The sequence below is a fragment of the Paenibacillus sp. P5_B5 genome (assembly GCF_056400365.1).
On record NZ_JBFULK010000017.1, the window covers coordinates 35,726 to 49,254 of the forward strand.

14 protein-coding genes and 1 other RNA gene are annotated in these 13,529 nt (G+C 38.8%); 8 read left to right on the forward strand and 7 right to left on the reverse strand.

The annotated features are described in order from the left end of the window. The first annotated feature begins 163 nt into the window (after positions 1–163). A complete protein-coding gene (locus AC1DOK_RS19830) occupies positions 164–1,210 on the forward strand; it encodes a tetraprenyl-beta-curcumene synthase family protein (protein WP_477556100.1) in 1,047 nt (348 codons plus the stop codon). Between the two features lie 57 nt (positions 1,211–1,267). Then, positions 1,268–2,236 (forward strand): 6-phosphofructokinase, encoded by a 969-nt coding sequence (gene pfkA, locus AC1DOK_RS19835; RefSeq protein ID WP_477556056.1) that lies wholly within the window; start codon positions 1,268–1,270, stop codon positions 2,234–2,236. Between the two features lie 83 nt (positions 2,237–2,319). Here pfkA and AC1DOK_RS19840 read toward each other — a convergent pair whose 3' ends face one another. From AC1DOK_RS19840 to AC1DOK_RS19855, 4 genes are all read right to left on the reverse strand, one after another. Continuing rightward, entirely contained in the window at positions 2,320–3,510 is a 1,191-nt protein-coding gene (locus AC1DOK_RS19840) for a putative glycoside hydrolase (protein ID WP_477556057.1), read from the reverse strand. Between the two features lie 137 nt (positions 3,511–3,647). Then, positions 3,648–3,896, reverse strand: a complete 249-nt coding sequence (gene tatA / locus AC1DOK_RS19845; protein ID WP_477556058.1) for a twin-arginine translocase TatA/TatE family subunit — start codon at positions 3,894–3,896, stop codon at positions 3,648–3,650. A 124-nt stretch (positions 3,897–4,020) separates the two neighbouring features. Beyond that, a complete protein-coding gene (locus AC1DOK_RS19850) occupies positions 4,021–4,179 on the reverse strand; it encodes a hypothetical protein (protein ID WP_477556059.1) in 159 nt (52 codons plus the stop codon). Between the two features lie 200 nt (positions 4,180–4,379). Beyond that, positions 4,380–5,204 carry a YitT family protein gene (locus AC1DOK_RS19855; protein WP_477556101.1) on the reverse strand — a complete coding sequence of 275 codons (825 nt, stop codon included), beginning with the start codon at positions 5,202–5,204 and terminating at the stop codon, positions 4,380–4,382. 477 nt (positions 5,205–5,681) lie between these two features. On the opposite strand from AC1DOK_RS19855, the gene cshA reads away from it, so the two are divergent. From cshA to AC1DOK_RS19875, 4 genes are all read left to right on the forward strand, one after another. Next, positions 5,682–7,334, forward strand: a complete 1,653-nt coding sequence (cshA, locus tag AC1DOK_RS19860; protein ID WP_477556060.1) for a degradosome RNA helicase CshA — start codon at positions 5,682–5,684, stop codon at positions 7,332–7,334. 197 nt (positions 7,335–7,531) lie between these two features. Beyond that, the gene (locus AC1DOK_RS19865; protein WP_477556061.1) at positions 7,532–8,335 is read left to right on the forward strand and encodes a YesL family protein; all 804 of its coding nucleotides are present in this window, start codon (positions 7,532–7,534) and stop codon (positions 8,333–8,335) included. Between the two features lie 40 nt (positions 8,336–8,375). Beyond that, positions 8,376–8,558: non-coding RNA, 6S RNA (gene ssrS, locus AC1DOK_RS19870), on the forward strand. A gap of 90 nt (positions 8,559–8,648) precedes the next feature. Next, a complete protein-coding gene (locus AC1DOK_RS19875; protein WP_477556062.1) occupies positions 8,649–9,029 on the forward strand; it encodes a DUF1499 domain-containing protein in 381 nt (126 codons plus the stop codon). A gap of 96 nt (positions 9,030–9,125) precedes the next feature. Here AC1DOK_RS19875 and tpx read toward each other — a convergent pair whose 3' ends face one another. Next, positions 9,126–9,644, reverse strand: a complete 519-nt coding sequence (tpx, locus tag AC1DOK_RS19880) for a thiol peroxidase (protein WP_477556063.1) — start codon at positions 9,642–9,644, stop codon at positions 9,126–9,128. A gap of 79 nt (positions 9,645–9,723) precedes the next feature. Here tpx and gltC point away from each other — a divergent pair, with 79 nt between their 5' ends. Next, positions 9,724–10,626 (forward strand): glutamate biosynthesis transcriptional regulator GltC, encoded by a 903-nt coding sequence (gltC, locus tag AC1DOK_RS19885; protein ID WP_477556064.1) that lies wholly within the window; start codon positions 9,724–9,726, stop codon positions 10,624–10,626. 149 nt (positions 10,627–10,775) lie between these two features. Here the strand turns inward: gltC and AC1DOK_RS19890 are convergent, their stop codons facing one another. Both AC1DOK_RS19890 and AC1DOK_RS19895 read right to left on the reverse strand, forming a co-directional pair. Continuing rightward, the gene (locus AC1DOK_RS19890) at positions 10,776–11,456 is read right to left on the reverse strand and encodes a zinc metallopeptidase (protein WP_477556065.1); all 681 of its coding nucleotides are present in this window, start codon (positions 11,454–11,456) and stop codon (positions 10,776–10,778) included. A 60-nt stretch (positions 11,457–11,516) separates the two neighbouring features. Continuing rightward, on the reverse strand, positions 11,517–12,746 hold the full coding sequence (locus tag AC1DOK_RS19895) for an MFS transporter (protein WP_477556102.1): 1,230 nt from the start codon (positions 12,744–12,746) through the stop codon (positions 11,517–11,519). Between the two features lie 221 nt (positions 12,747–12,967). On the opposite strand from AC1DOK_RS19895, the gene AC1DOK_RS19900 reads away from it, so the two are divergent. Beyond that, positions 12,968–13,528, forward strand: coding sequence for a TlpA family protein disulfide reductase (locus AC1DOK_RS19900; protein WP_477556066.1), 561 nt, complete (start codon positions 12,968–12,970; stop codon positions 13,526–13,528). The last annotated feature ends 1 nt before the right edge of the window (position 13,529 follow it).

Below are 13,529 nucleotides of genomic sequence, written 5' to 3' on the forward strand. Positions count from 1 at the left end.
TGGAAAACCATGCGACGAACATTTATAATGGCTATTAGATTCACCCAGCTAATAAATTTTGAGTTAATTATTCAAGGTGTAATTTGATTAACAGCATGGAGGTTGTCTGTTGAACTATAATATAACTTCAAGAGCTCGGATACCAACAGGTCCAATATCGCTCATGCATCGTGTGTATCGTTACGTTCTCCCAGAAGTTAAGGAACAATTGCAAGGCTGGCTTACAGTTAGTCAACGCATTCCTGATCCAGAACTTCGCAAGCAAGCAATTGACAGTATAACCCATAAAGAGTTCCACTGTCAGGGAGGTGCCATTTATGCATCTGCGAATCTTTCGATGCGTAAGCATCTGATACCGTTAATTGTTGCTTTCCAGACGATTAGTGATTATTTGGACAATCTATGTGATAGAAGTACATCACTTGATCCAAAAGATTTCCGGTTGTTGCATCAATCTATGCTCGATGCAATTGATCCAAATGCAACTCTTAGCAATTACTATGCACTGCGTAATGAACAAGATGATGGTGGATATTTGCATGAGTTGGTTATGATGTGTCAAAATTGTATTCGTTTCTTACCTTCTTACAAACTAACCGAGCAATCCATTCGAAAGTTTGTCTCTCTTTACATCGATTTACAAGTCTATAAACATATTAACATTGAACTTAGAGAAAAGGCATTAATAAATTGGTGGAATGAATATCAAACCAGTTTTCCGGAGCTGTCTTGGAATGAATTTGCATCAGCGACTGGCTCGACATTAGGAGTCTTTATGATGTTTCTCGCTTCAGCTGATCCTAATCTGTCAGAGCAAGAGGTTGAACGGATTCATGATGCGTATTTCCCATACGTTGGCGGGTTACATATTTTACTCGATTACCTGATTGATCAAGAGGAAGATAAGCTTGGTGGCGATTTGAATTTCTGTACATATTTCAGTAGTATGAATGAAACAACAGAACGAATTGCTTTCATGGTTGAAAATGCACGTTCCAAAATTTTAAGTTTGGAACATCCGAATTTTCATCGTATGATTATTGAAGGTTTACTTGCGTTATACTTATCTGATCCCAAAGTGAAAAGTCAACCAGAGGTCAAACGGATTTCTCGTATCTTAATGCGCAAAAGTCCAATGACCCGTTTGTTCTTTTTCTTGAATTCTTTGTGGATACGTTCTAAAGTCGATCAAGTATCAACTCAAGGCTAGAGACACATTTATATAGAGCGCGAATTTTATTTTTTCGCATATTAGGAGGATAAGGATATGTCAGCAGTGAAGTCTATTGCAGTATTAACGAGTGGTGGAGACTCTCAAGGAATGAATGCAGCAGTACGAGCCGTGGTTCGAAGTGGTTTGTATCATGGACTTAAGGTCTACGGAATTCAGCGCGGTTACCAAGGGTTGCTGAACGATGATATTCGTGAAATGGATCTTAGAAGTGTTGGCGACATCATTCAACGTGGTGGAACAATTCTGCAGTCAGCAAGATGTAAAGAGTTCCTTACAGAAGAAGGTCAGAAGCTAGGCGCTGAGAACTTGAAGAAGCGTGGGATCGATGGTCTAATCGTAATTGGTGGTGACGGATCGTACCAAGGTGCGAACAAGTTATCCAAGCTAGGAATCAAAACAATGGGTATTCCTGGAACGATCGATAACGATATCGCATATACTGATTTTACAATTGGATTCGATACAGCAGTAAGCATTGTAGTTGATGCGATTAATAAGCTTCGCGATACAATGTCATCACATGAACGTTCATCTGTTGTAGAAGTAATGGGGCGTCATTGCGGAGATATTGCATTATATGCGGGACTCGCAAGTGGAGCTGAAACGATTCTTGTTCCAGAAGTACCTTTTAAGCTTGAGCAGGTAGCTGAGCGGATGAAAGAAAACTTTGCTCACGGTAAACGTCATAGTATCGTTATTGTTGCTGAGGGTTACGGTAAAGCGGATGATATTGCAGCGAGCCTCACGGAACAGGGTGATATCGATGCGCGTGTTACAGTACTAGGGCACATTCAACGTGGTGGAACCCCTACTCATAATGACCGTGTTCTAGGCTCTAGATTAGGTGACTTTGCCGTACGCAAGTTAATTGAGGGCGATTCAGGCAAAGGCTGTGGCGTCATTAATGGTGAACTTGTAACGACAGATATAGAGAAAGTTATCAATACCAAAAAACCATTTAATATGGAACTGTATGAGTTGGCAGTACGCTTGTCACAATAATAAATTACAGAACAAAGCTCTCTTCCGATTATCCGGGAGAGAGCTTTGTTTTTGAATATGAAGATATAAGTTCCAACCATGTATTAGAAATTAGCATCTTGCGTGTAATTATTACCTGCATTCCATAATAAATATTCTTCAACACCATTATCTTTTAAAGCACGAATTTGTTCATCAATTTCATGCTTGCCATATTTGATATGACCTTTAATCCAACTGGCTGTAAAATCTTGAATCCAAGGTCTTATAATCGGCTTTAATTTCATTGTATTTAGTTTTTCTAGCTTTTTATTCGTGTCAATTGAAGCTCCGTTAATTGTTTTATATGGGGCAGCATCAGGAACCTTTGCTCCAAACCAACCCTCGGAATAATGACTAGGATAGATCATCGGAGAAATAACATCCACATTAGCTGATATTGTCTCAAAATCCTGACCAATTCCTTCTGCCGCAGGTACAGATGCCGCATACCCAAAAATATCTACCGATACGCGAATACCAAGTGGTTCTAGTTGTTCTTTGGCATATTTAACAAACTCTGAAATAACTTGGATTCTCGAACGATCGTCTTTGGTATATTTCAGGCTATCTGCTTTCTTCTCGAATCCTTCTGGAAACCGGACATAATCGAATTGAATTTCCTTAAATCCAGCTTTGACAGCTTCTTTCGCTACGTCAATATTGTAATCCCAAATCTCTTTGATATATGGATTAACGAAGCTTTCCTTGCGATTATTCTTCCAAACGGTTCCATCCGGGCTAACATAGGAATGCTCTGGTTTCGAATTGGCATAGATAGAATCTTTGAATACAACAATTCGACCAATTGGATAAATTTGATGCTCTGTTAAAGTAGCTGTTAGTTTATGAATGTCAGGGATGTTCTTTTTGGTTGTTCCAAGTGCTTGAATGACGGGATTTCCAGTATCAAATGTAATATTGCCGTAATCATCTTTAATATCAATAACCATTGCATTCAATTCCGTTTGGTCAAGTAAATTGACTAAGCTATCAAACCTTTTGGTGCCTGCAACATTCGATGTTACATAAATTCCTTTTACTTTAGGCGCATCAGATTGGGGATCATTCTTGCTTTCAGGCAACAGATAATCGAGTGGACCTGATTGTTTATTGGGAGCTACAGTTTCAACTGTTTTAACAATAGCATTCTTTGAATCTAGTGATGCTTGAACTAGTTGTTCGAATGAAACATCAGGATTAGCTGCTGATATATTTCCCCAAACCATTAACAAGGATGCTAATAACATTTCCATGCCGAATTCCTCTCCCATCATTCATCTAATTCTTATTATAAAGCATGATGTTTATTGAAAGAAGAGGGCTTTTGACTCTAATTAAGAAAAAGCCTGTTAGTTCATTATGAACCAACAGGCTTAGGCTGATATGTAGCTTATTTACTAGTATTATTCTGTACTTGTACCTCTTCAATACGAGGAGCTTCTTTGGAAATGTTTGTGTCTTGTTTGTCATCTGACATTATTCCAGTTGTAGCATTCTTGAATTCCCTGAACATTCTGCCGAAACTGCGTCCAAGTTCAGGTAATTTGTTTGGTCCAAATAGTAATAAAGCGACAAGCACAACGATTAAAATATGCCATGGAGAAAAACCACCCATTATAATCACCTCTTTTTGTATCATAACATGAATGATGAAAAACTACACAATTTAATTATTACAAAACTCAAAACAATTTGTATATAATCCCAAAGGGGTGATTTCATCGGTTTCTTTATCCTTACAGGTTAACAGAAAAAAACGCCGACTAATGTAGCCAGGCGTCTTTACGGTGTTCAAATATGCTATGCTGAATAATTTCTAGAACATCCTCCGCTTGCAACTGCTCAAATCCATACCTTAGAATGATGTCGGATTCAAGCTCGAAATTCGTAAGTGAGGAATATAGCTCCGGTGTCAATCTCATTACAATCCTGGATAACTTAACGGTTTCCATTTCCATCACCCTTCCAATCTCAAGATTAGAAAAAGCTAAAGAAAAAATAATAAGGCAAGCCAGAACTATATGAAATTCGTATTCATTATAACATATTTTACTGTAGTTAACAGGGATGTTTGATTCACCTTTTTGCGGTTAACAATGATTATATGATCCTGGTTGCTTAATTATTCAAGACGATTGAATTTCCCCCAAATACCAACTGTTTCCACGATATTAACAAATGCACTTGAATCTACACCGGTAACAAGTCGTTTGAGCTCACCCAATTCGTACTTTGTTGTGACTGTCATAAGCACATCATGAGGGACTTGAGAATAAGCGCCCTCAGCTTTCATAACTGTGACACCGCGCGGTAAACGAAGTAGTGTATCTAACATTTCTTCCTTTTTGGCAGTGACAATAAATGCGGTGACTTTGATATTGCGAATATGAACGGTGTCAATAACCATACTAGCTAAATAGATCGCGAGCATAGAATTCAACGCTAGATCCCAATTGTCATTTGCATAACCAAGAATAAAAATAACAACTGCATTAAGTCCAATTAATACCATTCCAAGCGGAAAATCATACCGCCTTGTCAGAATCAGCCCGATAATATCAAAGCCTCCGCTAGATCCGCCAATACGAAGCAGTATGCCAGCTCCAAAGCCAACAAGCACACCACCTGAAACTGCTGCAAGGATGGAGTTATGTACGACTTCATCTGTGGGGAGAATGCCCAAAAACCAGGTTGTTAGAATAACTGAAATGACACTGATTATGATGAACCTGCGTCCAATGACAACAAGTCCCCATATGATGATAGGTAAATTACATAGAAAATATAACAACGGTATGTTCCAATCTGTAAAATAACCTATGAGCATCGCTACGCCTGAGACACCGCCACTGAGCAATTTGTGTGGAATTAGAAACCAGTTAAATCCAATGGTGATTACCAAATTTCCAAATAAAATAGCTAGGATGTCTAATGATTTTTTCAATATAATTCACCTCATAAAAATTACGGTGCTTATTTATAAGGCATCCGTTTACAAAATATCGAAACAATAATCAAGTATAATTCATATCAGGATAGAAATCGAGTGGAAACATTTAATGCCCTTTTATTGACATCACTGGTATTGTACTAAGTCCATGTGCTATAATGTATCGGTATATTCTTAAGAACGGACTTTCCCATGTGTGAATAATGATCGTGGATGCATCATTTGCATTTTTTAGACAAGAAGAAAAGCTTGATCTATCTTCTGGGTAAGAGTAGTTTCGGAAGGAAACTGCGAGTGATGTGCGTTTCTATAGGTCATAGAGATTGTTACAAATGACACTTATAATTTCTTTATGACTTTAAACTAGATAAACGGATAGATATCGTCCTTAAGGGTAATATTGACAAAGAGGCTTAGCACAGAACATTACACAACGATGCTTCGGCCTGCTTAAATTAAAGGAGAATGAATATATTGAAGACGTTCCAAGAGTTTGATTTATCACCTAAAGTACTACGTGCAGTAACCGAGATGGGTTTTGAGGAAGCTACACCGATCCAAGAAAAAACAATCCCTCTTGCAATGGAAGGTCGCGATTTAATTGGCCAAGCACAGACAGGTACTGGGAAAACAGCAGCATTTGGTCTTCCATTAGTAAATAAAATTGATGTAACTGAAAACAGGATTGTTGCACTTATTATGTGCCCGACGCGTGAATTAGCAATCCAGGTTGCAGAAGAAATTGGTAAACTTGGTCGTTTTAAAGGGATTAGATCATTACCAATTTATGGTGGACAGGATATTGTTAAACAAATTCGTTCATTAAAAAAGAAACCTCAAATTATTATCGGTACTCCAGGTCGTTTATTAGACCATATTAATCGTAAAACAATTAAACTTGATGATGTACAGACAGTTGTACTTGATGAAGCGGATGAAATGCTTGACATGGGCTTCATGGATGATATCCAATCGATCTTGAGCCTAGTTCCACCAGAGCGTCACACTATGCTTTTCTCTGCTACAATGCCTGCAAACATTCAGAAGCTTGCGCAACAATTCTTGCGTAACCCAGAGCATGTATCAGTAATTCCTAAACAAGTAAGTGCTCCAACAATTGATCAATCCTACATTGAAGTTCATGAAAGACAAAAGTTTGAAGCTCTTAGCAGATTGATTGATATGGAATCACCTGATCTTGCTATCATCTTTGGTCGTACGAAGCGCCGTGTTGATGAATTAGCAGAAGCATTACAAAAACGTGGATATGCAGCTGAAGGTTTACATGGTGACTTGTCACAGAATCAACGTGATAACGTTATGCGTAAGTTCCGTGATGGCAGCATTGATGTACTAGTAGCAACTGATGTTGCTGCACGTGGTCTCGATGTATCAGGTGTAACGCATGTTATTAACTTTGACCTTCCTCAAGATCCTGAAAGCTATGTACACCGTATTGGTCGTACTGGGCGTGCAGGTAAAGAAGGAACAGCTTGGACATTCGTAACTCCTCGTGAAATTGATCATCTTCATTTCATTGAGAAGGTAACACGTCACCGTATTGTGAAGAAACAATTACCTAGTATTGCTGAGGCAATGGAAGGTAAACAAAAAATTACGGCACAGCGTTTGCTAGAAGCAATGCAAGATGAAGGCCACAGCCAATATAAAGGTGTTGCTATTCAATTGCTAGAGCAATACGATTCGGTAAACCTACTTGCCGCTGCTTTACAATTGTTAACTGGCGATAAGAAAGATATCAACATCGAGCTTACACCTGAGGATCCACTTCGCGCTAAGAAGCGTCGTCCTGATATTCGTTCTTCTGGACGTCGTATGGGTGGTTCATATGGTTCTAATGCTTCAGGCGGTAGCGCAGGTACAGAGCGTCGTTTTGAGCGTTACAGCAGCAATGGTGGCGGCGGTTCCCGTGGTCCTCGTAAAGATGGTGGATCAGGTAGCCGTGATGGTCGTACTGGTGGATACCGTGGTAACAGCAGTAATCGTGATTTCGAAGGCCGCAGCAGTAATAACAGCAGCAGCAACAGAGATCGTGGAGATTACTCATCACGTGAACGTACTCGTACTTCACAGCCAAAGCGTAGTCCTGAAGGCACGCAAGAGTAAAATTAATGTAACTGGTTTTAATAATAGAGCGAAGCATATGTTGATTATGCTTCGCTCTTCTTTTGTAAATGGGAAAAAAGCTACAAAATCCGATTTTTTCCAACAAGTTATATGCTATCTATCTGAATAAAAATACGATATACTAGATATTAACTAGGTAAATTGTCTTGCTGTAAAGTTATGAGGAGGCCGTGAATTTGGAACTAAGAGGATTTATGGGTGGGCTTTATCGTTTAACAGAATGGATAATGAGATTTGCTTTTATTAATGTTTTATGGCTTGTATGTTCACTGTTCACACCGTTATTTGTGTTAATTACGCTGTATGCGGTTGATCCGACTACTACTGATGGAAGCTTTTATTTCACTACATTTATGCTTGTGGGAATCGTAGCACCATTTACTTTGTTTCCTGCAACATCAGCAATGTTTTCCATTGTTCGGAAGTTTATTCAAGGTATAGACGATGCTCCAATGTTTCGTACCTACTTCAAAGGCTTTAAAGAAAATTACCTCAAAAGTATGGTAGCAGGTTTAATATTTGTCATCACCTATTTTATGATTTATTTCAACTATAATTTTTATTTAAAACAAGATAGTGGCTTCCAAATTTTATCCATCATGTTTCTCGTTCTTACAGTTATTTTAACCATAACGATATTCTACTTTTTCTGTTTCATTGTACACATTGAAGCCAAGTTTACTCGATTAATTAAGAATTCACTTCTTATGGCTATTGGTAATCCAGTTGGATCACTTGTAATCTTAGCCGGTAATCTTGCTATTCTCTATATTTCTTATTTCAGCAAATTTACTTTTCTTGTCTTGTTCTTCACAGGTAGCTTAATGGCGTTCTTAACTTATTTTATGTTCCAGCGGGGCTTTGATAAGATGACTGCTAAGATCGAAGCTATGCAGAATAAGGAAGATGAATCAGGTGAAGTGGAATTAGAAGTCAAAGAAAAGCAAAATGAAGGCTCTACTGATGGTATTCGCGGGTAGATGTTGAAAACAAAGCGTTACTGATTTATAATGTGAATACTACATCCTGCGATGTTCGTCTCGGTTTTATGTTGTTTTAAACCAATGACTGTTTCACGGGAGACCTAATATCGTAGCATTGCTGACCTGCCCTCGAAAAGGGACTTCAAAACTGTTACTGCGGTCACCCACCTGCGAGAGCGGGTTTGAAGCACTTAAATCGGACGGCATCTGCGGGTTTTTGTTTGTTAAGTTCACCTTAAGAAACGTAATTGTCCTGATTAATAAGGGCATCCAAGCCGTTTCTTCTTGTTTTATCAAAGGAGGAAATCGATTGTTAAAACGCACTTTAGTCGGTTTATTTCGTAGCCATGATACAACTGGGGAGAAAGCCAAAGACCCAGCACTAAAAACTAGAAATTACAAAATGTCCCGTGATCAAGTATGGGATGAAGTTACCACTGTTCTTCGCAATTCAGGCTATAAGGTACTGCATGAAGTGAAATCTGTAGGCGAAATCGTTTGTGAGAAAAGAACGATATCTGGAAGAAGATTGGATATTACATTGACATTATTCGCTGTAAACCCGGTGACCACAGCGGTTGATATATATTCAGCATCACGGGGATCACTTGGAGATTTAGGTGCTAATTATAGAGTCATAATACAAATCTATAGTTTGCTTGATAGAAAATTAGCTGCATATAAAATATGATGATACATAATGTAAAAACAGCAGATATATCCGGAGGAATTTTCCGCCAGGTATATCTGCTGTTTCTGGGTTCAGATGAAATTACTTCTTACAAGATTATACTAGAGCTTTAACTGCTGCTATTGCTGCTTCATAATTCGGATGTTCTGACATTTCACTAACATACTCGACATATTGAACAACATCATTAGCATCAACAACAAAGATTGCACGCATATCAAGTTGCAATTCTTTGATTAATACGCCATAAGCTTGACCAAATGATTTTGTTTTGTAGTCGGAAAGTGCAACCACTTTATCTACACCAGCTGCTCCACACCAGCGTGCTTGCGCGAAGGGAAGATCGACGGAGATCGTAAGAATGACTACATTCTCTCCTAGGCTAGCAGCTTCGTCATTAAAGCGATGTGTTTGTGCATCACAAACACCAGTATCAAGTGAAGGAACAACGGAAATTAATTTAACTTTGCCTGTATAATCAGCAAGAGTTGCATCTGTAACAAGATTCTTACTAACAGTAAAATCAGGAGCTTTGTCTCCTACCTTAATTTCAGGACCTATTAAAGTAATTGGTGAACCTTTAAATGTTGCAATTCCAGTACGTTCGTTTGACATGATTATGTTCCTCCTCTTTTTATCTATAAAGTTTGTCACAGTTTTAATTATAAACAACATGGAAGGGGCTTGTCCAATCGTGGAGCTAAGACAACTTCAGTATTTTGTGAAAGTTGCGAGAAAACAACACGTTACACAAGCTGCTGAAGAACTGCACGTGGTTCAATCCGCAGTAAGCAGGCAAATTCATTTGCTTGAGGAAGAGCTTGGTGTTTCCTTGTTTGTACAAAAGGGTAGAAATGTACAACTGACTTCTGTAGGTAGGTTATTTTTGAACCGAGTGGAAGGTATTCTAGCAGATTTAGATAAAGCAGTTGATGAAATTCATGAATTCCTTGATCCGGATGCAGGAGAAATTCGAATTGGTTTCCCACATAGTATAGTATTAACATTATTGCCTTCTGTGATAGCTGCTTTTCGAAAAGATTATCCGTTTGCTAAATTTATTTTGAGACAAGGTACTTATAATAGTTTAATTCGTGATGTAGCAAAGGGGGAGATTGATTTAGCGTTTGTTTCACCATTTCCAGAGACACACGAACATGTTACTGGAGAGTTTCTCATGACAGATGAGCTTTACGCGATCCTTCCTCCAGGGCATAGACTCGCCGATGCGAAGGAAATACGACTAGGTCAGTTGAAAAATGAGCCATTCGTTATGTTCTCTGAAACTTACTCCCTACGTACGATTATTATGGATGCTTGTCTAAGGGCTGGATTTACCCCTCAAATCGAATTCGAAGCGGAGGAAACCGATGCCATTCGTGGATTAGTAGCAGCGGGTATGGGGGTCAGCTTGTTGCCAGAGCTAGCCTTAATTGAATCGACTACACTTCAACCAATCAAAATGAAAATTATAGAGCCTAAAATAACAAGAAGCATTGGTTTGATCCGTAGAAGAGGCGAGAAACTTCCTTTAATTGCTGAAGTCTTTATTCGCTTCCTGATGACATATTTTAAGCAAAGTAAAATAAATACATAAACGAATCAATTTCATAATACCTCAATATAACCAGTTAGATCAGTTATGAAATTGATTCAAACATTTAACAAATAAGGAAACGGCTGTCCCACATTGTAGATTATGCTACATGTGGAACAGCCGTTTATTTTCTTCTTGCTATGTGTTGCTTAGTCTCTAGAACGATAAATCAAAATAAGTCTAAGTAGCTCGAGTACGGAGATTAATGCTGCAGCTACGTAAGTTAGTGCTGCTGCATTCAATACTTTGCCAACTCCGCGTTCTTCATCGTTCGTAATAAAGCCACTGGATACCATGATTGTTCGTGCTCTTGAGCTTGCATTAAATTCGACTGGTAGTGTAACAAGCTGGAACAGAACTGCTGCCGAGAAGAAAATAATACCGATCAATAACAGATAGCTAAATGATGAGAATATAATCCCTGCAATAATGAGTATTGGTGCAATCCCTGAAGTAAAGTTGACCAGTGGGAACATACGATGTCTTGCAACAAGCATTGGATAGTGCTCTTGATGTTGAATAGCATGTCCTACTTCGTGACAAGCAACAGAAACTGCTGAAATGGATCTTTCGTAATACACAGGCTCAGATAAACGCACGACACGTGCCATAGGATCATAATGATCGGTTAATGAGCCACGAACAGGTTCTACAGGTACATCGTGTAACCCGTTCTCATCGAGCATTCTGCGCGCTGCTTCATAGCCAGTAAGGCCAGTATGAGTAGGTACTTTAGACCATTCGGTGAAGGTGCTTTTGACACGAAATTGTGCCCAAATGGATAATCCAAAAGCAAGGATGATTAGGATATAGATCGGTGATAAGAACATAGCATTTAACCTCCGTCAATAAGTATATCCATTTAATACGTTGTAAACTTAATTATGGTTTCAACCGATTTTACCTTCAGGCTTAATTAAGAAAAATACAAAGCCTAAAGTTACAAAAGCAAGGCTTGATACGGTTATAAAAAGAATAGAGTGGGATTTATCCATAAGCCAGCCAAACAATGGAGGACCAAAGGCAACACCAATAAATCGAAGAGAATTATAGATGGATGTTATCATCCCGCGTTCTTCTCGTTTAACTGAACCGCTAATCATGGTGTTCAGGCAAGGTAGCAATAAACCGGTACCTACTGCACTGAGAGTCAGGAAGCCAATAAGCACATATATATTTTTGTAAAAGAAAACAGTCAAGAGGAGTGAAATCGCCATCGTTGCTACTCCAATATTGATCAGGATGCGCATAAGAGTACCATTCTTCTTGATTACTGCTCCTGTAATATAGGTGGTCACGACTAGACCTAGAAGCGGAATAGCGATTACGAAGCCTTTTATTACGCCATCAATATTGTATGGTGGTTTTTCAAGAATATTGGACAGATAGAACAAGACACCAAATAAAATAAATAAGGCTATTGAACCCGCAAAAAAAGCTGTGATGAGCCAGCGTCCTTTTTGTTTTAAGATGTCGCCGATCTTATGCAGATACTCGCCTAACTTAGGTGGGGCTTGCTTCTTCTTGGGTTCTTTAATCATGAAAATAACTGCTAACAGAGATAAGGCGCAGAACACAGGAAAAGCAAAGAAGGAGGCATACCACACAATTAATGCTAACAGGGAACCAATGATTGGCGAGAGAACCTTGCCCGCGCCGTTAGATGCTTCAATTAACCCGAGTGCTTTACTTTCAGTCCCTTGATCATACATGTCACCGACAAGTGCCATAGCAATTGGTGCTGTACCCGCTGCGCCCATCCCTTGTATGATTCGAGCAATAATAATCGTCGTATAAGAACCCCATACAGCTCCGAAGCCAGCAAGCACGCCGGCAGCCCCGTAGACAATTAATGAAGGGATGATAACGGCTTTGCGAGAGAACCTGTCTGATAAATAGCCAAGAACAGGTATAACAATACCAGCAGTTATGGAAAATAAGGAGATTATAAGGGAGCTTTGAAACTGTGATACCCCGAGTTCCTTTTGAAGTTCAGGTAATATGGGAACGAGCATGGAATTACCGAGTACAAGCACAAGAGGAATTGTTGCTAAGGCAATAAATTCCCAAGTGCGATTCTTACTGCTGTTAGCAGACGATTGTGACTTAGACTTTTGCATTGGCTTTGAATTTTTGGCTGATTGCATTTTCAGAATTCCTCTTTTCATTTATGGACAGTAAATCCATTTCTTCTGAGGCAATATTACCGTTATGTTTCCCTGAAGTTTACTTGCCATACCTTGTTGATTTAACATAAAATTTAGAATTAATTTGGAGTTTGGACTTGAAACGAATTATAATAAAGGAAGAATAGCGTTACATAGAGATGAGGGAGTCATGATTGAAGAATAGAAAAAGAAATAATTTCGTGGTTTTGTTGGTTGTTGTCTTATTGACAGGTATTGCGATATTTCAAAATATACAAAGCAAAGATCAAATGGCAAGCGTACCATCAAAAGAAGCAGCTAAGCTGGATTATCTTGCTCCATCCTTCACATTGCAGTCTTTGGATGGGAATCAAACTTATGTAGTCGGCGGTAAGAGAGATAAACCGCTCATGATCAATTTCTGGGCGTCATGGTGTGGACCTTGTAATCAAGAGGCACCGGATTTAGCTAAGCTATATGAGAAATATGGCACGCAATTTGATTTATACGGGGTAAATATAACGCCAGGCGATAATATGAAGAATATCAAGGGATTTGTTGAACGACATAAGTTGCCTTTCCCAATTCTACTTGATATGAAGGGCGATGTGGCAGAGCAATATGGCATTAAGCCAATTCCAACGAGCTTCTTAATTGATACGAATGGTGTCATTCAGGACATATTCTATATGGAGTCTTATGCTTCGCTTGAGCGTAAAATTAAGAAGATGATTGCTTTAGCTGAACAAAGCTAGA